This window comes from uncultured Nocardioides sp. (genome assembly GCF_947488025.1).
In the GTDB taxonomy this organism is placed as follows: domain Bacteria; phylum Actinomycetota; class Actinomycetes; order Propionibacteriales; family Nocardioidaceae; genus Nocardioides.
The window spans coordinates 1-21,913 of record NZ_CANKYS010000021.1 but is presented as its reverse complement, the minus strand read 5'-3'; the positions used below and the strand labels follow the sequence as shown (position 1 = coordinate 21,913).

General features: G+C 68.4%; 24 protein-coding genes and 1 pseudogene. 9 read left to right on the top strand and 16 right to left on the bottom strand.

Translation table 11 applies throughout. From position 1 onward, the window contains the following. Window positions 1–60 precede the first annotated feature (60 nt). On the top strand, window positions 61–270 hold the full coding sequence (locus Q1B24_RS21080) for a hypothetical protein (RefSeq protein ID WP_299932638.1): 210 nt from the start codon (window positions 61–63) through the stop codon (window positions 268–270). Between the two features lie 18 nt (window positions 271–288). Continuing rightward, window positions 289–555: a hypothetical protein gene (locus Q1B24_RS21075; protein ID WP_299932635.1), complete on the top strand. Its 267-nt coding sequence runs from the start codon at window positions 289–291 to the stop codon at window positions 553–555. Window positions 556–680: 125 nt separating this feature from the next. Here the strand turns inward: Q1B24_RS21075 and Q1B24_RS21070 are convergent, their stop codons facing one another. The 13 genes and pseudogenes from Q1B24_RS21070 to Q1B24_RS21010 all read right to left on the bottom strand — a co-directional run bounded on the left by Q1B24_RS21070 (window position 681) and on the right by Q1B24_RS21010 (window position 10,372). Beyond that, window positions 681–1,025, bottom strand: coding sequence for an NADH-quinone oxidoreductase subunit A (locus Q1B24_RS21070; RefSeq protein ID WP_299932632.1), 345 nt, complete (start codon window positions 1,023–1,025; stop codon window positions 681–683). 70 nt (window positions 1,026–1,095) lie between these two features. Further along, the gene (locus Q1B24_RS21065; RefSeq protein ID WP_299932629.1) at window positions 1,096–1,671 is read right to left on the bottom strand and encodes a DUF305 domain-containing protein; all 576 of its coding nucleotides are present in this window, start codon (window positions 1,669–1,671) and stop codon (window positions 1,096–1,098) included. 97 nt (window positions 1,672–1,768) lie between these two features. Continuing rightward, entirely contained in the window at window positions 1,769–2,044 is a 276-nt protein-coding gene (locus Q1B24_RS21060) for an SHOCT domain-containing protein (protein WP_299932626.1), read from the bottom strand. Between the two features lie 77 nt (window positions 2,045–2,121). Then, entirely contained in the window at window positions 2,122–3,588 is a 1,467-nt protein-coding gene (locus Q1B24_RS21055) for a multicopper oxidase family protein (RefSeq protein ID WP_299932623.1), read from the bottom strand. Continuing rightward, window positions 3,585–3,812, bottom strand: a complete 228-nt coding sequence (locus tag Q1B24_RS21050) for a hypothetical protein (RefSeq protein ID WP_299932620.1) — start codon at window positions 3,810–3,812, stop codon at window positions 3,585–3,587. The genes Q1B24_RS21055 and Q1B24_RS21050 overlap by 4 nt, the downstream gene beginning before the upstream one ends. Further along, the gene (locus tag Q1B24_RS21045; RefSeq protein ID WP_299932617.1) at window positions 3,809–4,618 is read right to left on the bottom strand and encodes a F510_1955 family glycosylhydrolase; all 810 of its coding nucleotides are present in this window, start codon (window positions 4,616–4,618) and stop codon (window positions 3,809–3,811) included. The genes Q1B24_RS21050 and Q1B24_RS21045 overlap by 4 nt, the downstream gene beginning before the upstream one ends. Before the next feature lie 142 nt (window positions 4,619–4,760). Continuing rightward, a complete protein-coding gene (locus tag Q1B24_RS21040; RefSeq protein ID WP_224280486.1) occupies window positions 4,761–5,189 on the bottom strand; it encodes a hypothetical protein in 429 nt (142 codons plus the stop codon). A gap of 1,011 nt (window positions 5,190–6,200) precedes the next feature. Next, entirely contained in the window at window positions 6,201–7,040 is an 840-nt protein-coding gene (locus Q1B24_RS21035) for an undecaprenyl-diphosphate phosphatase (RefSeq protein WP_299932608.1), read from the bottom strand. Then, the gene (locus Q1B24_RS21030; RefSeq protein ID WP_299932606.1) at window positions 7,037–7,681 is read right to left on the bottom strand and encodes a phosphatase PAP2 family protein; all 645 of its coding nucleotides are present in this window, start codon (window positions 7,679–7,681) and stop codon (window positions 7,037–7,039) included. The genes Q1B24_RS21035 and Q1B24_RS21030 overlap by 4 nt, the downstream gene beginning before the upstream one ends. A gap of 38 nt (window positions 7,682–7,719) precedes the next feature. Next, window positions 7,720–8,091, bottom strand: a complete 372-nt coding sequence (crcB, locus tag Q1B24_RS21025; RefSeq protein ID WP_299932602.1) for a fluoride efflux transporter CrcB — start codon at window positions 8,089–8,091, stop codon at window positions 7,720–7,722. Then, window positions 8,088–8,419 (bottom strand): annotated as a pseudogene (locus tag Q1B24_RS21020) (DUF190 domain-containing protein). Before Q1B24_RS21020 ends, crcB begins: the two are co-directional and overlap by 4 nt. Before the next feature lie 32 nt (window positions 8,420–8,451). Continuing rightward, window positions 8,452–9,024 (bottom strand): CrcB family protein, encoded by a 573-nt coding sequence (locus Q1B24_RS21015; protein ID WP_299932599.1) that lies wholly within the window; start codon window positions 9,022–9,024, stop codon window positions 8,452–8,454. Between the two features lie 280 nt (window positions 9,025–9,304). Beyond that, window positions 9,305–10,372, bottom strand: coding sequence for a putative sulfate exporter family transporter (locus Q1B24_RS21010; RefSeq protein ID WP_084622977.1), 1,068 nt, complete (start codon window positions 10,370–10,372; stop codon window positions 9,305–9,307). 107 nt (window positions 10,373–10,479) lie between these two features. Between Q1B24_RS21010 and Q1B24_RS21005 the strand changes: the two genes are divergently transcribed. Together Q1B24_RS21005 and Q1B24_RS21000 are read left to right on the top strand one after the other, a co-directional pair. After that, window positions 10,480–11,424 (top strand): LysR family transcriptional regulator, encoded by a 945-nt coding sequence (locus Q1B24_RS21005; protein ID WP_299932588.1) that lies wholly within the window; start codon window positions 10,480–10,482, stop codon window positions 11,422–11,424. A gap of 205 nt (window positions 11,425–11,629) precedes the next feature. Beyond that, window positions 11,630–12,244, top strand: a complete 615-nt coding sequence (locus Q1B24_RS21000; RefSeq protein WP_299932585.1) for a GyrI-like domain-containing protein — start codon at window positions 11,630–11,632, stop codon at window positions 12,242–12,244. A 721-nt stretch (window positions 12,245–12,965) separates the two neighbouring features. Here Q1B24_RS21000 and Q1B24_RS20995 read toward each other — a convergent pair. The 3 genes from Q1B24_RS20995 to Q1B24_RS20985 all read right to left on the bottom strand — a co-directional run bounded on the left by Q1B24_RS20995 (window position 12,966) and on the right by Q1B24_RS20985 (window position 16,037). Then, complete coding sequence (locus Q1B24_RS20995) at window positions 12,966–13,604, bottom strand: hypothetical protein (RefSeq protein WP_299932582.1); 639 nt, start codon at window positions 13,602–13,604, stop codon at window positions 12,966–12,968. Between the two features lie 403 nt (window positions 13,605–14,007). After that, window positions 14,008–15,057, bottom strand: a complete 1,050-nt coding sequence (locus tag Q1B24_RS20990) for a helix-turn-helix domain-containing protein (RefSeq protein WP_107705824.1) — start codon at window positions 15,055–15,057, stop codon at window positions 14,008–14,010. Between the two features lie 17 nt (window positions 15,058–15,074). Further along, window positions 15,075–16,037, bottom strand: coding sequence for an alpha/beta hydrolase (locus Q1B24_RS20985; protein WP_198652364.1), 963 nt, complete (start codon window positions 16,035–16,037; stop codon window positions 15,075–15,077). A gap of 199 nt (window positions 16,038–16,236) precedes the next feature. Between Q1B24_RS20985 and Q1B24_RS20980 the strand changes: the two genes are divergently transcribed. From Q1B24_RS20980 to Q1B24_RS20960, 5 genes are all read left to right on the top strand, one after another. Further along, window positions 16,237–17,412, top strand: a complete 1,176-nt coding sequence (locus Q1B24_RS20980; protein ID WP_299932565.1) for a serine hydrolase domain-containing protein — start codon at window positions 16,237–16,239, stop codon at window positions 17,410–17,412. A gap of 782 nt (window positions 17,413–18,194) precedes the next feature. Next, a complete protein-coding gene (locus Q1B24_RS20975) occupies window positions 18,195–19,166 on the top strand; it encodes an IS481 family transposase (protein WP_299932563.1) in 972 nt (323 codons plus the stop codon). Window positions 19,167–19,194: 28 nt separating this feature from the next. Then, the gene (locus Q1B24_RS20970; RefSeq protein WP_299932562.1) at window positions 19,195–19,665 is read left to right on the top strand and encodes a hypothetical protein; all 471 of its coding nucleotides are present in this window, start codon (window positions 19,195–19,197) and stop codon (window positions 19,663–19,665) included. 79 nt (window positions 19,666–19,744) lie between these two features. Beyond that, window positions 19,745–21,142: an IS1380 family transposase gene (locus Q1B24_RS20965; RefSeq protein ID WP_299932559.1), complete on the top strand. Its 1,398-nt coding sequence runs from the start codon at window positions 19,745–19,747 to the stop codon at window positions 21,140–21,142. A 397-nt stretch (window positions 21,143–21,539) separates the two neighbouring features. Further along, window positions 21,540–21,779, top strand: a complete 240-nt coding sequence (locus Q1B24_RS20960; RefSeq protein WP_366916569.1) for a cold shock domain-containing protein — start codon at window positions 21,540–21,542, stop codon at window positions 21,777–21,779. Window positions 21,780–21,913 lie beyond the last annotated feature (134 nt).

Sequence of the window (21,913 nt, the reverse complement as noted above, 5' to 3'; positions counted from 1 at the left end):
ATCTCGGTCCTCACCGCCCTCCGCGAGAGGGATGCCTCCAGGTGACATCTCCATGTCGCCGTGGTCCATGCCTTCGTGGGCGCCGTGGTCCATGCCTTCGTGGGCGCCGTGGTCCATGCCCTCGTGGGCGCCGTGGTCCATGCCCTCGTGGGCGCCGTGGTCCATGCCTTCGTGGCCCTCGTGGCTGCCGTGGTCCATGCCTTCGTGGCCCTCGTGGCCCTCGTGGCCCTCGTGGCCGCCGTGGTCCATGCCTTCGTGGCCGCCGGCTGAACCGTGGTCCGTGTCTCCATGGCCGCCATGACTCTCGGCTCCAGGTCCGGCCTGCTCGGCGAGGAGTTCGGAGGCGGTGGGTCGCTGCTGCGCGTCACGGCGGTGGTGGTCGGTGTCGAGCAGGCCGGTGTGTGCTTCGTCCAGTCGAGCACCCACCTCGTCGCCCCCGTGAACGTCCACGCGCACCCGTGGTCCTGGCATCTGGTGCCAGACGCCCTCGATCGCCTCCGCGAGCCCCGGCCCGGGTTCGCCGCACACGACGAGTACGTCGGCGTCCGCGGGTGAGTCGGCAAGACGCCATCCTCGCGCGAACAAGTTGCGCTCCGCCGCCATTCGCGTGCGCCACGAGCCCGGCACCTCGACGACCAGAGCGTGAGCGTGCCGGGAAGCGCTCCGTGCGATCGCGTCACTCAGACCCAACGCAGTGCCCCCTCCCGCCATGCCCAGAGCACGGCGACGAACAAGGCAGCCAGGAAGAGGAACATCTCGACGACCGCGGTCACGCCGACCTGTGCGACGACGACCGCCCAGGGATACATGAAAAGCATCTCGACGTCGAAGGCAAGGAAGAGCAGCGTCGCGAGGTACCACCGCACGTGGTACCGCGACAGTGCGTGCTGCTCGGGGGCCCAGCCCGACTCGAACGGAAGCACGCTCAGCGGATCTCGCGCTACCGCGACGAGCCTGTGCAGTGCGTACAGCCCGAGCACGAGCACCCCAACGGCGCCCGTCATCACGACAACCCCTGCGTACATGGTGCTCCTTTCGGGTCAGATCCTCACCGCTCGCTGGCTACCTGTCGAGCAGTGGACGGTGCGCCGTACCTCAGGGGCTGGCCTCGAAGTCCGGGACGGGACGCTGCTGGGCCTCTTTATCGGTGCTGGCGACACCGTTCTTCTCGATGTCCTCGATCAGCCACTTCATCTCGGCGATCTCGATGCGCTGGGCCTTGATGATCTCGTCGGCCAGCTTGCGCACACGCACGTCCTCGATCTCGGACCGATCGCTGGTGAGGATCGCGATCGAGTGGTGCGGGATCATGCCCTTCATGTAGGCCTCGTCCTGCACGAAGGTCTGCGACCGGGACAGCCACAACGCGGAGCCCCCCACGACGAGCGCGGCAACGACGATCGCAACGTTGACCTTGACGTTCTTGTACATCATCCCCCACATGAAGCCGAGCATGATGAGCGCCATCGCCGACCCCATGAGGATGGCCATGTAGACCCGCTCCTCGCTGAACGTCATGTGCGACCAGGTGAAGGCGTTGGTGTAGGTGAGCAGGAACATCGTCACCGTCGACGTGGTGATCATCGCCGCGAACATGACGTACATCCTGCGTTCGTGCTTCTTGTGCTGCTCGTGCTCGGAGGACTGGTTCTGGTCGGACTTCGTGGTCATGCTGGGACTCCTCTCATCGGGGATACGTACCCACATCGCCGGTCGTGAGCCCGGAGCTTGTCGTCGGTGAACAGGACCAGGATGGTCCCGCCCGCGCCTATCGGTTGGTGTCGCCTCCGAGCTGTCGGAGACGGTCCTGGTACTCCTCGTCGGTGAGCTCGCCCCGGGCGTAGCGCTCGTCGAGGATCTCTTGCGCTCGAGTTCTCCCGGTCCCCGGTCCAGGCGGCGGGGCGCTGCCACTGCCGCGGTTCGTGCCTCCGCCGCTGCTGCGAACCAGCAGCACGACGACGAGGACGATGAGCAGGATCATGATCGGCCCGATGAACCACATCCAGCCCATGCCCGCTCCGTTGCCGTACATGGGTCTCACCACTCTTTCCGATTGTGGAGCCCCGAGGGCTCCGTTGTGTTCGTCGGTCGGCCCGCTCGGGGCAGTAACCGCAGACAGGGTCAACTGGCCAGGACGGTGCCCATCATTCCCCGGTCCTCGTGGTCGAGGATGTGACAGTGGTAGACGGTCCGGCCGCCGAAGTCCTCGAACGCGACCCGGACCTTGACCTGGCTGCGGGCGGGGACGTTCACGACGTCGAGCCAGACCGGCTCAGACAGCTCGCGGCCGTCGACCTCCAGCAGTTGCATCGGCCACACGTGCAGGTGGAAGGGATGGTCCATCGGGCTGTCGTTGCCGATGGTCCACTCCTCCACCGTGCCCATCCCCACTTGCTGGTCGATCCGGTCGGCGTCGAACTCCTCACCGTCGAAGGTGAAGCTCATCGGACCGTCGCCGCCGCCCATCATCCCGCCCATGCCCATCTGGAAGGTGATCGACCGACGACCGTCGACGTCGGCGGCACGCAGGTCGCGGACAGCCGGGCCCGCGGGGATCTCACCCGCGGCTCGGTTGCCGCTCGCGGAAACGCTCAAGCGGGCGAGGGTCACAAGCCCGCCGCTCCCTGGCATCGGGCCCCCGCCCATCATCTGGCCCATCATGCCGCCGCGGTCGACCGGTCTCGCGGTGAGCTCGCTGGTTCCCTCGGAAAGGTCGACCACCAGGTCGAGCCGGTTCCCGGGGGCGAGCACGACGTCCTCCAACGCCGTGTCCCGGGGCAGCCGACCCACGTCGCGGCCAACAGCCCGGGCGCGTTGTTCTGGCAGTCTCAGCGCGAGGTAGCGGGCGGTGCAGGCGTTGATGATCCGCCACCGTTCACGCTCCCCCGAGCGGCCCTTGAGGTCCGGCGTGGCGGCACCGTTGACCAGGACGAGTTCACCCTCGCGGCCCATCATCTGCTCCATGGTGGACGGGCTGACCAGTGAGCCGCCGGAGTCCAGGGTGATGTCGGAGACGACCATGACCCGTTCCCGGTCGACGGGGATCTCCTCGTCGTCCTCCACGATGATGGCGCCGTAGAGTCCGCCGAACACCTGGTCCGCGACCGTGCCGTGGTGGTGCGGGTGGTACCAGTACACGCCTGGTGGATGGTTGTCGGGCAACCGATACTCGTAACGATGCGCCTGGTCCGGTTCGACAGCGACGAACACGTTGTCGCCGTTGCCTTCGGGTGAGACGTGCAGCCCGTGCACGTGCAGGTTCGTGACCCGATCGAGCCGGTTCACCAGCTCCACCCGGAACGTGTCGCCCGGGCGGAGCCGCAACGTGGGGCCCGGCACACCGCCGTTGTACCCCATGGTCGTGGCCCGCCGGCCGGCGACCTCGTGGCTGCCCAGCGCAGCCTCCAGCCGTACCTCCAGCAGTCCGCCCTTGCTCCGGAGAACCTCGGGCTCGGTGAACAGTTCCCCGGCGACGGGGTCCAGGACCGAGGTGGACAGCTCTCGCCACAGGCCCGTGCCACCGACGACGGTGCCCACCAGGCCGGCACCGCCCATCGTCAGAGCCGTGCGTCGGCTGATCGGTTTCACGATTGCCCCTCCTTCAGGACGCGCGACCGGTGCTGGTACTCCTCCGTGCTCAGCTCGCCTGCCGCGTACCGCTTCTCGAGGATCTGTCGGGCACCACCGGTCCCGCTCGGCCGACCGGGCCGGCCCGAATCGGTTTCGAGGCCTCCTGCCAGCACCCGCACCGCCGTCACCGCCAGTAGCGCGACGCCGAGGACCAGCAGCACTCCGTAGAACAACGCGATCATGGGCGACCGACCTCGGACCACGTGGCACCAGTATCGGTGGACACGAGGACGCCGCCCTCCGTGGCGGCATACCACCGCGACTCGGTGGCGGTCAGCGCGTAAGGCACGTCCGGGAGTGATCCGACCTCCCGCCAGGAGTCCCCACCGTCGTCGCTGCGGTAGACCGACCCCTCGGGGCCGGCCCCGACCAGCAGGTCCTCGCTGTCCCAGTCCAGGAGCAACAACCGCGGCGCGGACTGCACGAGCTCGGGAGACCCGGAGACCTGGAGTCGGACGAGCGAGCCGCTGCCATCGGTCAGCAGCACAAGATCGGAGTTGCCTGGATGGGCAGCCACGTCGGCGGCGGGTAACTGGCCCAGGTCGCGCCACCGCCTGCCGTCCTCGGTGGACATGAGGCGCCCGCTCTGAGAGTCGACCCCGTACACGCGGTCACCGGCCGCCTCGAGCGCATGGAAGTCCGCCTCCCCTTCCAACGAGAGCGACCTCCACGTCCGACCGGAGTCTGTCGACTCGGAGAGTCCGAAGTGCGCGGGTCCGCCGGCGCCCGGCTCGGGGTGACCACTCATCAGGAAGCGGTCCGCGTCGGCGATGGTGAACGACATCGCATCGAAACGCTCCTCCCCCACACGCTCGAAGCCGTCGGCACCGAGAGCGAACACCCCGTGATGACTCGCGACGTAGAGCGTGTCGTCCGCGGGGTTCACGTCGAGAGAGTGGATATGGCCGAACTCCTCCTCGGCCGCCGCGGCGGCCGAGGCGGTCGGGTTCTCTGTAGAGCTACAGCTGGCGAGCAGGGCGGCGGCCATGGAGAGGCCGACGACCAGAGGGAGACCAGAAGACAGACTCAGCGATTTGCGCGTCGCGCACATGCGCATACTCCAAATGAGATCGAATGACGGGCAGGACAGACGCACCGGATCCATGCGGGTGGTGCGCCGGTGTGCCTGATCAGATCCGGAGTACGGTCAGCTGTCGTTCGAACGGCGGTGGCAGTCCCGCCACGTCGAGCGCGTCGACGACCCCCGTCATCAGACGCAGCAGACGCCATCCCCCGCCACGTGCCGCAATAGCGAGCAGCCACAAGCCTAGCGCCAAACCGGGCGTGAGCATCATCAGGCACAGCGCGAGCAACCCCCCGTCTTCCGCCGGCGGCGCCTCGTCCCCGGCAACGACGCCGAGGGATGCGACCACGCCCACCGTGGTGTCGGTGGTCATGATGATCGTCGGGGCGGCGTGGTGCCCGACGTGCTCGCCGGAGTCCGGCCCGGACGCCAGCCCGTGCATGCCAACGATTCCGAGCGCGACTGCGCACAGGAGGACGACCAGCGGAAGCCGCGTCCTCACGGCTCCCGGGAAGGTGCGGTCGGCAAGAGTCATCGCATCCTGAGTTTAGGCACAGCCACACCCGGCCGCCAGCCAGGCACCTTGATCCTGCCGCTGTGAGGGCAGGCAGCGCCGCCGGACCCGAGGAGCGATCACGTGCCATCGGCACTCGTCAAGAAGGAAGACCGCCTTTGACGTCGGCTGCGAACGCTTCACAACGATCCCGAGTTCCAACGAGCCGTGTCCGCAGCGCGACAACGTCGCGCGTCATAGTCCAGGACGGCCCTTTTCACAGGTCTACGACATCGAGCTCATATGCCCGATTCGCTCTGGCCCGAGCTCATCAACCCCATCCTCGCCGCCGTCCTCCTCGGCGCCCGAAACCAGACACAGCCGAAGGCCACCGCAGCCGATTGGCGACCTCGGCCGCACCGCGATGATCACCAAGGTCGCCGACCACCCAGGCTGAATCCAGGTGGCGAACCCGGCACCGGACCCCGCTGCAGAGGGGGTTTTCGGGTCACAAAGCGCGACACAAGCCCGAATGGCTCAAATGACAAGTGGCCCGTGTCCTGCGTTTCCGCAGGACACAAGCCACTTTTCAGTAGCGGGGGCAGGATTTGAACCTGCGACCTCTGGTCATCCGGCGCGAGCGCTCTCATCTGGTCGAGCGTTTGCTGGCATATGAGCACTCGTGCGCTGACCTGTGCGAACTCGGCACAGGACGGTGAACCGAGCCCGCACTTCTTGCTGGTATGTGACCTGACGAGGCGACTCTTGATGTGGTTTTCGGTGCCTAAGCGCGACACGGTTCGAATCCCAACTGCTCGCGTGCCAGGGCGTCAGCCTGCTTCGTCGACCGCGACCCGTGCCGCACTGGCCCAGCCCGATTCGGTGTCATCCACGGGCTTCGGAGTGTTCAGTGAGGGCTGTCCCGCAAGGGATGGGCGCGCGGAGCGACGAGCCGTTACGGCGAGATCACCCCAACCCTGAGCCCAAACGCCACGAGGGCCGTGCCGCTCGGTGCGACCCTCCTCGGTTTGAAGATTCCGGACCAAGGACGAGTCACGTGGCGCTGACCAGGCCTGTCAGCAGTCCCCCGACGAGCACCGCTGCCAATCCCAACCGGTAGGGGACGAAGACGATGATCGGGTGTCCGGCCACGAGGCGGAGTAGCCACGCAATTGATACGTAGGCCACGACGAAGCTCACCGCCGTCGCCACCACGGTGGGCCACCAGCCGACGGTGGTGGAGATCTGCGAGGCCGTGATTAGCCCCTCGTAGGCGCCGGCCGCGACCAGCGCTGGAATGGACAAGAAAAACGACACCCGGGTGGCAGTGACCCTGTCCAGTCCAAGAAAGAGCCCTGCGCTGATGGTGGCTCCGGAACGAGAAACCCCCGGCACCAGCGCCACGCACTGGACAATCCCGATCACCACCGCATCGCGCACGGTGAGGTCGCGGCCCGCTTGCCCGCGCCACGAGGAAGACCGCTCCGCCAAGACCATGACGAAGCTCCACGCCACGAGTGCGACGGCCACGACCCACAGGGAGCGTAGGGGGCCGGCGACCAGGTCCTTGGCGAGCAAGCCCACGACACCGATCGGGACGGACCCCGCAATGACGCACCAGGCCATCCGGTACTCGGGTCGGTGCCGCTCCCCGGGCACGACAAGTCCCCGACACCACGCCACCGCCAGTGTGCGGATGTCGGTGCGAAAGTAGACGAGAACCGCAGCGATTGCCCCGACCTGAATGAGAGCGGTGAAGGCGGTGACGCCGGGGTCATCAACCGGCAACCCGAGCAGCTCCTCGGCGATCGTCAGATGGCCGGTGCTCGAGATCGGCAGGAACTCCGTGACCCCCTCGACGATGCCCAGCAGCACCGCCTCCCACAAGTTCACCACCCGCTCCCGGAGGACGTGACCCGGAGGAGCAGCAGCCACCCCGCCAGAGCGATGCACAGCCCCAGCAGGTTTCCGGCGACGACATCGCTGAGGTAGTGGACACCCAAGAAGATCCGGTCCACCGAGATCACAAGGTAGACCAGCAGAGCGAGCAGCACGACCAGCCGCCGACTCCATCCCGGACCCATCATCGCCAGCGCCACGAGGATCACCGCGGCCGCGAAGGTCCCTGCCATCGCGGCATGCCCCGAGGGGTAGGACAAACTGTGCTCGACCGCGATCGGCTCGAGCCACTCCGGGCGCGGGCGGCTGAGCAGGAGCTTGGTCGAGGGGGCGATGACGTTCTCGGTCACGGTGACGGCGACGAGCCACGCCGCCAAGCACCAGTTGCGCTTCCGGGCCAGCAGCAGCGGGAGAAGCACCAGCGCGAGAAGCACCAGCACCGCACGCAGGACCATCGGCTGCCCGTAGGTCGCCACCGCGACCCAGAACGAGCTTCGACCGGCGTGGCCCCAGGTGGAGTGGTAGCCCCAGTCAGCGACCGTCTGGTCGAGCCGCGCGAGCTGCTCCGAGCCCACGGCCAACGCGATGGTCAGCACGCACAGCAGGACGGCCGCGACAGCCAGCAGCCATCTCACCCAGCGCGGCCGCGGTCCTCGGACCGGCGTCACCTCGCTCACAGGAGCGCGGCCGTCATCGCGTACCCGCCGGCGCACGCGCCCAGACCGACCGCCAGGCTCGCGAGGCAGTTCAACCCCGCGGCGAGGACCGAGCCTTCCTCGAGCAACCGGACGGTCTCGAACCCGAAGGTGGAGAACGTGGTGAGGGCACCGCAGAACCCGGTGCCGACCAAGGCCAGCACCCACGACGGCACCCCAGCGCCGGTCACCGCAGCCGCCGTGACGCCCAAGACCAGCGAGCCGGTCATGTTGACGGTGAAGGTTCCCCACGGGAAGACGCTGTCGTGGCGGGACTGGACGACCAGATCGGTGAGGTAGCGCAACGCAGCGCCGATAGCGCCACCCAGCAGCACCATCGCAACTGTCATCGCCGGTCCTCCCCCGGGCCGGCCGGGCCGGCTGGTCCTCTGCCCGCGTAGCGGATGACCTCGACCGGCTCCGCGATCACCATGCCCTCGAGCTCCAGCCGCTCCAGCTCGGGGAAGCCACGAATCTGCTCGTCGGTGTCCACGATGACCACCGCGACAGGCGGGTCCTTGCGGAGCGACCACACCTGGGGGTGCGGATGTGGTTCGACTTGCCGAACCCCTCGATGCCACGAAAGGCGCTGGCCTCGTCCAGCCCGGCCCGGTGCGCCAAATGCACGATCTCGGTGTAAACGGGATGGTGGTGCACCTGGTCGGACTCCCCCACCATGATCGTCAGCCTGCTCGCTGGACCCCGCAGCGTCATCGGTTCCTCACCTCGTCATCGTCGTGCGCGAACATGGAAGACTCGGGAGGTGCTAGATGTCGGCGTCGTGACCGTCTCGGCCTGAGTGCGATCAACCGTGCGGAGGCGATCCCGGCCCAGACGGCGAGCAGGCCGGCCAGGAGGGACCCTCCTAGATATGCGAACGCGGTGAGGACCTGTCCTTCGCCGAGCAGGAGGCGTGCGTCGAGCATGTAGGTCGAAAAGGTGGTGTAGCCACCGAGGACGCCGACGCCCAGGAACGGGCGCACGTACCGCTGCGACGGCCACACGTCCAGCACGAACACCATCAGCACGCCGAGCGCGAACCCACCAGAGACGTTCTCAACGAAGGTCCCCCACGCGAACTCGGTCCCGGACCATGGGAGGAGCTCACCGACACCCCAACGTGCCAGGCTCCCCAGTGCGCCGCCGGCGCTGATGGCGAGCAGCACGTCCCACTGCGACGTGAATAAGGAAGGCAACCGGTGGACCGTGCCGGTGAGCCTGTCACCGGACGTATCGGGATCGATCGGCAGATCGCCGACGTCGGGGTCACTATTTTCGGGCACACGAACTCCTACCTGTCTCAGGTAGGGACTGTTGGTGGCCTGCCGCCACGGTTGTCGGCGAGCCCCACCGCCATCGTGTGCGCTCATGCTAACCAACTGCGACACTCACCGGCGAACCCGGACACCCCGAACACATCAGCGCGGACCGCCCAGCGTTTGGGATCCCCGACGATCACGCCGAAGGGTCGGGCCAAGTTGGGCCAGGTTGGGCGCAGGAGCGCCCGAACCACACGACCCACCCACCGCGGGGTTGGTCGAACCGACCACCACCCCTTGCCCGTCATGCGCCGGTGAGCTGTACGCCGGCGTAGGCGACCCCCGCGACGAGGACCCATGACATGAGGCCGAGCACCAGCGCGCGGCCTCCGGTGCGCCGCAGCACCGGGAGGTGGATCCCGGTGCCCAGACCGACCAGGGCTGCGGCGAGCAAGACCTCCTGGAGGACCTTCGCGCCGTGCAGGACCGGATCGGGCAGGAGCCCGGTGCTCGCGACGGCGATCGCTGCCAGGAAGCCGGCGACGAACAGGGGAAGCAGCGGTGGGCGGCGCCCCGTCGCCGCCGCGGGGGTGCGACGCCGCAGCGCAACGGCGGTCCCGGCGACGAGCGGGGCGAGGAGCACGACGCGGCTGAGCTTGACGACGACCGCGGTCGTCAGGGCTCCCGGTACGCGGTCGGCTGTCGCGACGGTCTGGCCCACGTCGTGCACGCTTGCGCCGACCCAGCTGCCGAACGCAGCAGGGTCGAGCCCGAGGGGCTCACGAAGCAGCGGGAGCAGCACGATGGCCAGGCTCCCGCACAACGTGACGAGCGCGATTGCGACCGCCGTGTCGTCCTCGTCCCCGCCGGCGACCTCCTCCATCGCGGCGACGGCGGAGGCGCCGCAGATCGAGAAGCCGGTGGCGACGAGCAGGGACCGGGCCGGCGGCACACCCAGCAGCCGCCCAAGCAGGCGCGTTCCGGTGAACGTGACCGTGACGGTGGTGACCACGACGAGGGCACCGCGCGGCCCCAGGTCGAGCAGCTGTTGCAGCCCCAGCTGCAGGCCAAGCAGCACGACGGCCAGGCGCAGGAACCGGTGTGAGGCGACGTGGGTGCCGACGTGCAGGGAGGGGTGGTGCAGCCCGATGTTGACCGCGAGCGCGCCGATGACCACAGCGACGGTGGAGGGGTTCACCGCTGGGACCAAGGCATGCACGCCGAACGCGACGCCGGTGGCGGTTGCGACGGCGAGCAACCCAGGTACCGGACTGCGGTGCCCGGGCTCGGGAGTGGGCGGGCAGGACGGGCGGCAGCGGCTGCCGGTGCGGTGTCGGTGGACAGGGGCTTCGTGGGCCGTGGTCACAGGCATTCTCCTTCGTCGGTACTTCCAGCCTGCGCCGGCAGACGGGCGCTCGGTAGACATCCTGGATCGATGACGTCATCCACCGGACTGATGGCGGGCTCTAGAGTGGGTCGATGACTCTCACCCGGGTGCCCGACCTCGACACCCTGTCGCTGCTCCTCGAGATCGCTGCCAGCGGCAGCCTGAGCAAGGCCGGTGCCTCCCGCGGGCTAAGCCAGCCTGCCGTGAGCGCACGGGTGCGCGGACTCGAACGGCTGGTCGGGTTCGCGGTCCTCACTCGCTCAGCCCGTGGCTCGAACCTCACCCCCAACGGTGCACTGCTGGCCGAGTGGGCACGTGGGGTCCTCGCTGCTGCGGACGTCCTCGAGGCGGGCATCGCGTCCCTGCGCAGCGACCGCATCGCGCGGCTGCGGGTCGCGGCGAGCTTGACCGTGGCCGAGCATCTACTGCCGGGCTGGCTCGTCGTGCTGGCCGCCACGCATCCGGACACCGCCGTCAGCCTGACCGCAGGCAACAGCGACACCACGGCGGCCGCGGTTCTCGCGGGCGACGCCGACCTCGGCTTCATCGAGGGCCCCGACCTTCCCTCCGGCCTGTCCGCTCAGGTCGTGGCGACCGACCGGCTCGTGGTCGTCGTCGCGCCCGCTCACCCGTGGGCCCAGCGCCGTAAATCGGTAGAGGCTGAGGAGCTGGCCGGAACGCGGCTGGTGCACCGCGAAGCCGGGTCGGGGACCCGCACCGCGCTGGACCGAGCCCTGACCCCGTTCGGCACCCCCACCCAACCCCTGCTCGAGGTGTCGACCAGCAGCGGCGTCCGCTCCGCAGTCATCGCCGGAGCCGGCCCGGCCGTGCTCTCCGACCTGGCAGTGCACGACGACGTCGCAGCCGGCCGCCTAGTCCAGGTCCCCGTTCACGGAGTCGACCTCGACCGCTCGCTACGTGCCGTCTGGCTCACCGGCCAGCGACCGGTCGGCCCGGCAGAGGACCTGCTTCGTCTTGCAGTCCCCGAGAGGCCACGAGCCCGGCGTCTACCCCGGAGCAGAGCGCGAGTTCGTTGAGGATCGCTGGCGCTACCGTGACTCGCGCGAGCTGGTCAACGCGCCACAAACTACTGGTCACACAGAGCGCGACCGCAGCAGGATTGGCTCGCGGAGCGCGCCAGCGCAGGATGGGCTCGCGGAGCGACCCGGTGCGGGATGGGCTCGCGGAGCGACCCGGTGCGGGATGGGCTCGCGGAGCGACCCGGCGCGAGATACTCGACCGGTGAAGGTCGACTTCAAGAAGTCGCACGACGCGTACCGCGCGCGTGCCGGCGAGTTCAGGGTCGTCGAGGTGCCCAGGATGAGGTACCTGATGATCGACGGTCGGGGCGACCCCAACACGTCCCAGAAGTACGCCGACGCCCTCGCATCCCTATACCCGGTGGCCTACGGATTGAAGTTCACCAGCAGGCGGGAACTCGATCGCGACTATGTCGTCCCTCCTCTAGAGGCGCTGTGGTGGGCCGCAGACATGACCTCCTTCACGTCCGCGCGCGATAAGTCCCAGTGGTGCTGGACCGCGATGATCATGACGCCTGACTGGCTCACGGAGCAGATGTTCGCTGACGCTGTGAGCGCGGCGGCCGCGAAGCAGCGCGGGGTGAGGCTTGAAGACGTACGGCTGGAGAGTCTCGAGGAGGGTCTCTGCGTGCAAACGTTGCACGTCGGGTCCTACGACGATGAGGTCGACGTCCTGGCTGAGATGCACGGGCAGTTCGTTCCCGGTGCAGGTCTGCGGATGACCGGGAAGCACCACGAGATCTACCTCAGCGATGCGCGGCGGGTCGAGCCGTCGAGGCTGCGCACGATCTTGCGACAACCTGTCGAGCGGGCGTAGCGGCTGCAGGGTGGGGCCGTGGGATCCCCCACACGCTCGTCAGTCTTCCCGGCATCTCGACAGAAATATCGCCGAGGACCGCTAGCGCTTGCCGTCGTAACCAGGAGCTAGTGAGCGCCCGAAGGCCCGGCGGGAACCTTCGGTGAGATCTGGCCCAAGCCTCTCCACCTAAACGCCGGGACCAGTTCGGGATCCCGCAGCGGCTGCAGCTACACGGTGCCGAATCGCACGACGTAGCGCCTCTGCCAGGGCGTCTCGACCGCCCGGCGGTCGTAGCGCTCGCGTACGAAGGCGACGGCATGATCGGCCGGTACGCCATCCAGCACCGCAAGACAGGCGAGCGCAGTGCCTGTCCTGCCGCGCCCTCCACTGCAAGCGACCTCGACTCGCTCGCGCCCAGCTCGACGCCACGCTTCACACAATGCGTCCCACGCGTCAGCCTTGTCGACAGGCAACCGCAAGCCCGGCCAACGAACCCAACGCTCTTCCCAGTCCATGGGCGGCGCCGGGGGCCTGCTCAAAAAGTAGAGCCCAAAGTCCGGAGACACACCACCCGGCACCGGCTGCCGCAGGCCACGGCCCCGGACCGTTCGACCGGACGGCAGACGAAGCACGCCTGGAGTGGTCGGGCACCAGGTTTGGGTCACAGCCTCAGCGTATGCAGCGGACCGGCTCGTGGAGCGCGCCAGTGCAGGATCGGCTCGTGCCAGTCGACGCCGAGTCACACTCGTCGCGCAATCAGACTGTCGGGGTGTCCACCGACGACCTGTACGGCGGCTCCGCGCATCTGTTTCTCGATTCGAGGTCGCTCCGTCGGAACTGTGAGCCAAGAGTGGTACAGGCCTCGCAGTGTGGTGATCTGGTGACCATAGGGGTCGTCAGGAAGGCGGTAGGCGCCATACCAACAAACGCACGCCGACGCGATGATGGGCGGGATCTCGTCGCGGACGAGCCGGCTCAGGTGCACGCGGTCGGCCAGCATGAGTGCGCCGACTCGACCCGGCGTTGCCACGAGTGTCCCCACCAGCTGATCGCGCAAACCCTCAACGGTTCCCTCCGAGGACGGGTCGGAGTCAGCGATAGCTGTGCGCAGCGGGCCACTCAGCCCCTCCTGAAGTTCGTCACGGGCAATTGAAGGCAGCGCCGTCACGCCCGCTTCGGGCAGCAGCGTGTGAGCCGCTTGGAGTACCAGCGCTGCCCTTGCCGGCTGAGCCAGACGAGGGTCCACAAAGCTGACCCCGCGTCGGCGCGTCAGGTCCCGCCATACACCCTTCTCCAAGTTCAAGAGCATGCGCTCACGGTGCCACCCGCCGGCCAGTGGGCGCATCAGGGAAGTCACCCAATCGGCTTCGGCGTTCATGGAATGTGTCGCCAGAACCTCCCCCGAAGCACCTCGTCGTGGGTGTCTGCGACCCGGTACGGGATCGTCGCGCGGGACGCGCGCAGCGGGATCGTCGCGCGGGACGCGCGCAGCGGGATGGGCTCGCGGAGCATCCCGGTGCGGGATCGTCACCCGGAGGGTGACCGGAGCGGGATCCCCTGCCGGGAACGGGGCGATCTCCGTCCCGATTGTCGACGGCGCGCACGCATGACCGCGGGCGGTTCGCCAAACGGGGACGTCTAGACATGCCGGCGAGCGGGAGCAGCCAGGATGTCGTCGCAGCGAGAATGGGCCCTCGCTCGGTCAGTGCCCGTAACGTGGCTTATCAACCGATTGACCAATCGTGTCGACCGGCGTCGCCTCGGCCGGTGTCGCGATTTCGTCAGGTGCCGAAGGGTGGCGCAGGTAGATCGAGCACCTTCGAGCGGCGCAGGCGGTGGCTGAGGTAGGCCAGGCCGAGGCGGGCACGACCGAACCCGTCGAGCGGGTCGAAGCCCAGGGCAGCGGAGATGACATCCACCCGGGTGCTCAGCGTGCTGTGGTGTACTCCAGCCCGGCGCGCTGCCTCGCGCACCGACTGGGTCGCCAAGATGGCAGCCACCGTCGTGAGACCCCACGGGTGCTTCGCCACGTCATCCATCCGCGCGACATCGGGCTGGTGAGCGTCCTCCGGGGTGTCGGCCAGCATGTCGATCAGTCCGCCGTAGACGTCGGCGCAGACGAGGCCGTCGTCCGGTGGTGCGCACAACCGGAGCGCGACCATCGCGGTGCGGAACGAGTGGTGGAGCTCGTCGACCGAGCTGACCATCCCGACCCCGCAGGGACTGGCCTCGAACGCGTCGTAGGACTCGGGCAGGACGATCGCGTGGATGGGCCCGTGCCGGGTGGGAATGACGTCCTCCGGACCGTCCGGGTGGCGCACCCACACGGCGAACAGCGGCGCGGCCGCCACGCGGTAGCGACCGGTGGCGCTGAGACCGAGGGCGACCGCCGCGGCGATCCTCTCCTCCGCGGCCACGTCGAGGTCGGTGAGCAGCCCGAGGTGGCGCCGGTTGTCGTGGTCGCGCCGACCGCGACCGTGCCGAATCCGGACAGCCAGCGCGAGCCGTTCAAGTGTGATCGCGTCGTTGGGCAGCGCCTCACCCTCGCGCTCGAGCCAGACGACCAGGCCATCCGAGGCGGGGGCCATGAACTCGGCGTCGAGCTCGGGCGGATCACCGTCCACCACGCTCCCGCGCGGACTCACGCGCAGCACCCGACGCGGGTGCTCCTGGCGGAAGCCGGCCGAGCACCCGGCCAGCGATGCAGCGGCGGCGAGGAGGCCACGCGTGTTGACGTTGCCGACGACCAGCTCGTCGAAACAGGCGATCACCCGCAACCCCAGACTGGCGCTGGGATCGAGACGCGCGATGCGGCCCAACAGCTCCTGCACGTCAGCTCTTCTCCCGCTCAGTCACCGAGGATCTTCTCCACCCACGTGTCGCGCGCCTGGATCATCGAGCGCCCGACTGCTGTGTGCGGGGCGAAGATGTCGCAGGCGTGGAACGCGCCTGCCCACACGTGCAGCTCGGCGTTGCCGCCGGCCCGCCAGATGGCGTCGGCATAGTCGATGGCCTCGTCGCGGAAGATCTCGGCGGCCCCGACGTCGATGAAGGCCGGCGGGAGCCCCGACAGGTCGTCGGCCCGCGACGGTGCGGCGTACGGCGACACCTGATCGCCTCCTCGCTGCGCCCCGAGCAGGGCGCCCCAGCCGGTCTCGTTGCTCACCCGGTCCCACACGCCGATCCCGTCGAACTGACCTGTCGACGCTGTGGTGCCCCGGTCGTCGAGCATCGGGTAGTCGAGCACCTGGCCGCACAGCCGCGGTCCCCCACGGTCGCGTGCAGCGAGGGCGAGGCCGGCGGCCAGCCCGCCACCGGCACTCGCTCCGGCCACGAGCAGCCGGTCGGAGCGGATCCCGAGGTCCTCGCAGTGGGAAGCGGTCCACTCGAGGGCGGCGTACATGTCCTCGCGGGGATAGGGATCGGGGAACTCGGGGGCGAGGCGGTATTCGACGGTCACCATGACCACGCCCAGCCGGTCCACCCAGTCGAGGACCAGGTCGATGCCGCTGAACCGGTCGCCGAACATCAGCCCGCCGGAGTGGGCGTAGAGGACTCCGGGGCGACCGGAGGTGGCCCCGGCCGGTCGCAGCACCGAGACGGCCAAGGCAGTCCCCTCGTGCCCCGGCACCTCTAGGTCGACCCGTCCGATCCCGCGCTCGGCGAGGAGGTCGTCGAGTGGGGCCGAGGCGTAGGACACCCGCATGAAGTCGATGAGGTCGGGCGTGATCGTGGGCGGGAACATGCCCCCCACGATGGCCAGTCCGGCCTTGAGCTCGGGGTCGAACTCGGGGCGTACGACGTTCGTCACCCTCGTCACGCTAGCCCCGGACGGACGTCCGCGACAGGGGTCGACCCGACGAATGTGCAACTCGCGAGATGCGACCCGCCAGATGGCGGTCCGAGCACACCGAACTGCGTCGCGACGGCGGTTCCCTGCGCGCCGCCGGAGGAGCACGGTGAGCCACAGCGACCGGTAACGCCGGCGCCCACCACGAGGAGGACGCATCATGACGAGGACCATCGACGGCGCGGCGATCGACGCCGTGCTTCGGCAGGGCGTGGACAACGGGGCGGTGCCGCACGTCGCCGCCATCGCCGCGGATGCCGACGGCGTCTTCTACGAGGGTGGGGCTGGCGTGCGGATCGCCGGCGAGTCCGACGACCCGGTCGGGACGTCTACCCAGTTCCGGATCATGTCCATGACCAAGATGGTGTGCACCACCGCCGCCCTGCAGCAGAAGGAGCGGGGCGACCTCGACTTCGACGCCCCCGTCGCGGACTACGTGCCGGACTTCGCGGACGTGAGGGTCCTTGAAGGCTGGGACGGCGACGAGCCGATCCTGGTCGCTCCACGTACTCCGCCGACCGTCCACCAGCTTGTGACCCACACCAGCGGCTTGGGCTACTGGTTCTGGAACGACGACCTCGTGAAGTACGAAGCGGCGACCGGGATCCCCAACGTGGTGCCGGGCTCGATGGACGCCTTCAAGGCGCCCATGACCGCGCACCCCGGCGAGAAGTTCGTCTACGGGATCAACACCGACTGGCTCGGCCGGGTCGTCGAGGCGGTGGCTGGGAAGCAGCTCGATGAGGTGATCGAGGAGGGCATCGCCGGCCCCCTGGGCATGAGCAACACGACCTTCCACCCCAGCGACGCCCAGCGCGACAACGCGGTGACGGTCCACGTCAAGGGCGAGGACGGGTCGTGGGGCTCGGCCGGCAGCATCCTCAACCCCGAGCCCGACTGGTGGGCCGGCGGCCACGGCCTCTACTCCACCCCGCGCGACTACATCCGCTTCGAGCGCGCCCTGCTCCGCGGCGGGGAGCTCGACGGCACCCGCATCCTCGAGGAGGGCACCGTCGACGCGGCGTTCAGCAACCAGATCGGCGACCTCGACTTCCCCGCCGAGATCGCAACCGCCGACCCGGCGATCACCGACACGCTCCACGCCGGTCCCGGCTGGAAGTGGGGCTACGGCCTGATGCTCAACGGCGCCGACTCACCCGGCGGCCGCAAGGCAGGCAGCGGCGCCTGGGCCGGTCTGTTCAACACCCACTTCTTCATCGACCGGAGCACCGGGATCTGCGCCTCGATCTACACCAACTCGCTGCCCTTCATCACTGAGCATGAGGCCTGGAAGCTCTACGGCGACTTCGAGAAGGCGTTGTACACGGCACTCTGACCACCGGCTGAGTCACGCCACCGCTGGAGTCGTGGGGTAGCCGGAGCGAGCGCGGCGGTCGAAGCACAACGGTGCCGCTCCGGCCGCCGCGTAGTCCTCGATGCGTGTGATCGTGATGCGAAGTCGTGTTAGGTGCCGGCGTGCTGGGGCGGGTTGTAAGTCCGGCTGGCGTTGAGTGCGCGTACCGATGACGGATCCTCTCAGAGACGGTCCGGGGCATGGGGAGCGCGAGGAGTTGCCGGTCGTCGTTCCGCCTTGCGGAAGGGCCGGATCTGGACCCGGCGTATTGGTCGGCCTATGCCGCAGTACCGGACTACTCGCGTTTGATGTGGACGGCGGCCGTCTGGACTGCTGTGTGAGGTCGTCGCCTGTCCAGGAGTAGGCGTCTATCGCGGTGTCGGCCAGCTTGATGACGTGTTCGTCGCCGTGGTGGGCGGCAAGGGCGAAGGCGTCGGCCGAGGTCGTCGGTGCGGTGGCCGGAGGTTTCCCGGCCGAGGCGATGTAGGCGGCGTGGATGGCGGCCGAGGCGGGACCATGCGGCTGCGGCGCTGGCTGCCCACTGCTCGTCCGGTGAGGCCGGGGAATCCCTGCCGCTGGCCCGTACGCTGCCCGCGTGGGTATCAACGACTTGCGCAAGGAAGACTTCCGGCGCCTATACGGCCCGTGGGCTAGGTGTACTGACCACGGACGTTAGGTACGGCGTGCCTGCTGGACGATGACGAAGACCTCCGAGTGAGGTGTGGAGCTACCACGCAACCACTCCTCAAACCTCGGAGGTCTTCGTGTCCCACGCTAACGCTCAGCTCACCCCAGCCGGACGTCTGCGCCTGGCCAAGCTCGTCGTCGACAAGAAGTGGACCTTGCGGCGAGCGGCCGAGCGGTGGAACTGCTCGGTCACCACCGCGAAGCGGTGGGCCGACCGGTATCGACTCAACGGCGCGGCCGAGATGGTCGATCGCTCCTCACGCCCCAAGACCTCCCCGCGCCGAACCCCGTCTCGTGTGGAGCGGCGCGTCATCGGCATGCGCGTCACGCGCCGCTGGGGGCCGGCACGGATCGCCTATCGACTCGGCCTGCAGCCCTCGACCGTGCACAAGATCCTGCGCCGCTATGGGTGCCCACCCCTGGCATGGACCGACCCCGCCACCGGCGTCCGGCTGCGATCAGTGCGGCGCAATGTGAGGCGCTACGAGTGGGCCAACCCGGGCGAGCTGGTGCACGTCGACATCAAGAAGCTCGGCCGGATTCCCGACGGGGGCGGCCACAAGGTCCTCGGACGTGCCGTGGGCAAGCGCGACCGACGCCGCGGGATGGGCTATTGGTACATCCACAACGCCGTCGATGACTGCACCCGTCTGGCCTACAGCGAGCTCCTCACCGACGAGCGCAAGGAGACGGCGGCCGGGTTCTGGACGCGCGCCAACGCCTACTTCGCATCCGTCGGGATCACCGTGCAACGGGTCTTGACCGACAACGGAGCCTGCTACCGGTCCAAGCTCTTCGCCGAGAGTCTGGGCGATGTGACCCACAAGCGCACCCGGCCCTACCGACCCCAGACCAACGGCAAGGTCGAGCGGTTCAACCGGACCACACTCGAGGAATGGGCCTACGCGAGGCCCTACGCCTCAGAGTCCGAGCGAGCAGCCCTCTTCGCCGACTGGCTCCACACCTACAATCACCACCGCGGCCACACCGCACTCAGCGGCAAGTCACCAGCCGACCTCGTGCCCAACCTGTGTGGTCAGTACAGCTAGGCGCACGCCGACGGACGTAGCCGCGCTCATGGACGGCTACCCAGGCGTGTGGTGGATAGCTGGCGGCTGGGCTCTGGAGGCGTTCACCGGCGTGGTGCGCGAGCACGAGGACACTGATGTAAGCGTTCTGCGTGACGACCTTCCCGTGCTCAGAAGGCACCTCGCCGGTCAGCTCGATGTCTGGACAGCGACGGGTGGCGCGCTCGGCCCGCTGCTCCCCGAAGACGACCCGGACGGCGCGCCCGACGACGTTCTCCCGCCAGGCTGCGGACAGGTGTGGACCCGGTGTGCGGCGATGCAGCCGTGGGAGTTCGACATCCTGCTTGTTCCCGGCACGACAGAGCGGTGGGTGTACAAGCGGGACGAGTCCATGAGCATGGCGATGCGCGACGCGTTGTGGCAGCGCGATGGGATTCGCTATCTCCAGCCCGAGATCCAGTTGCTATACAAGGCTAAGCCTCGATCCACCGATGAGGTTGGTCGGGTGAGCGCGTCGTGAAGTGAGAATGCCCTTACGTGCTGGGAAAATCGGACTTCTTCAGGGACCGTTTTCCACCACCACGAAGGGCATCTCGTAGATGCAACTTTGCCACACGCCTCGCGCGACCTCTGCAGTGTTCGATGATCCCAATCTCGTGTCGTCGGCCGGGCTGGTCCCAGTCCTCGCGTTGGCCCGGTCCGCCGGCCTGGAGGAACTGGCCCAGCAGCACCTGTCGGTCCCGACCGACAAGGGCGCCAACGCCGGGTCGAAGGTGTCTTCGCTGGTGGCCGGGATGGTTGCCGGCGCGGACTCCATCGACGACATGGCGCTGCTGCGCCACGGCGGAATGGGCCGCGTTTTCGCTGGCGCCTACGCGCCCTCGACACTGGGTTCGTTCCTGCGCGCGTTCACCTTCGGTCACGTCCGTCAGCTCGACGCAGTCGCCTCCCGGTTCCTCACCCGTCTGGCTGCCCAGACGCCGCTGACGTCTTCGCCGGACGGCAGCGGTCGAGTGATGGTCGACATCGACGACACCATCATCGAGGTCCACGGCTACGCCAAGCAGGGCTCGGGGTACGGCTACTCCGGCGTCCGGGGGCTCAACGCCCTCCTCGCAGTCGCGTCCACGAAGGACAACGCGCCGGTGGTCGTGGCCCAACGCCTGCGGAAGGGATCGTGTGGCTCACCCCGCGGCGCGAAGCGGCTGGTCGCCGACGCCCTGAAGACCATTGGCACGATGACGGATGCCAAGACCTTGGTGCGCGCCGACTCAGCGTTCTTCGGCCACCCCACCATCGCGGCCGCACTCAAGGCAGGTGCGGACGTCTCGGTCACCGTGCGCCTGGACAACCGGATCAAGACCGCGATCTCCTCGATACCCGAGGACGCCTGGACCCCCATCGAGTACACCGACGCCGTCTACGACGAGCAGTCCAGCCGGTGGGTCTCCCGTGCAGAGGTCGCCGAGATTCCCTTCACCGCGTTCGCGGCACAGAAGAAGACCAACCACGTGCCCGGGCGTCTGATCGTGCGCCGGATCCCCGACCTCAACTCAGCGAAGACGGCCGGCCAAGAGACGTTGTTCGACACCTGGCGCTTCCACGGGTTCTTCACTACCACCGACCCGGTCGTGGCCGACACGGTGGCCGCGGACAAGACCCACCGCGGTCACGCGGTCATCGAACAGGTCCACGCCGACCTGAAGCACGCAGCGCTGGCGCACCTGCCCTCCGGCAAGTTCACCGCGAACGCCGCCTGGCTGGTGCTGGCCGTCATGGCGTTCAACCTCACCCGAGCAGCCGCGACCCTCACCGGCCCGGGACTCGCCAAGGCCACCACCGCGACCATCCGCCGCAAGCTGATCACCGTGCCCGCCCGGATCGCGTCATCAGCGCGACGAGTGACCCTGCACCTCCCGACCGGATGGCCCTGGGAGGCCGCCTGGAGCGACCTGTTCAACCTCGCCTGCGGACCACCAACGACACCGACACCCTGACCGCCCACGCCGACACCGGCACGACGACCAACCCGGAACGACCTGGCAGCAAGGCCAGACCAACAGCCACGCCCACACACCCGATGACCACTCGTCACAGACGGCGCGCGCTCAGCCCCGGCTCATCGGTGGATCGAGGCTAAGGGCCTACGCGAGAAAGACGCGGTCGACTTTGAAAGCACGCTGCGCCACCTCAACCAGAGACAACGGGTCTGGCTTCGTGCCGGGCTGGAGCGAACCCTACCGGGCCATCCCTGGCTGACGAACCTCTAAATGGATCTCGTCCGACAGCCGCGGTAGTTCATGGCTCGCTTGGCGTGCCAATGCGGGATCCCTTATGGAGAGACGCGAGCCCGTCGCGGCCGCCTACGCTCAGAGCGTGAGCAAGGATTTGGACATGCGTCGGCCTGAGCTTCTTGGCGTGGACCGCACCGGCACGGTGCGGTGGTTCAAGGAGGAGAAGGGCTACGGAAGAATCACCGCTGACGACGGCGAGGTGCTGTTCGTCCACTACTCCGACATCGTCGCCGACGGCTACCGATCTCTCATGGCCGATCAGAGGGTGCGATTCATTTGGAAGGGCGGGATCGTAGATCACGGTCGTCACCACGCCGAGGATGTGCGCGTTCTCCCATGAGGCCTTCAGTGCGAAGAGCTCAGTGACGTTTCGCAAGCCGATCCCGCTGCGCGCGTGCCGCGCGACGATCCCGCTGCGCGCGTCCCGCGCGACGATCCCGCTGCGCGCGTCCCGCGCGACGATCCCGCTGCGCG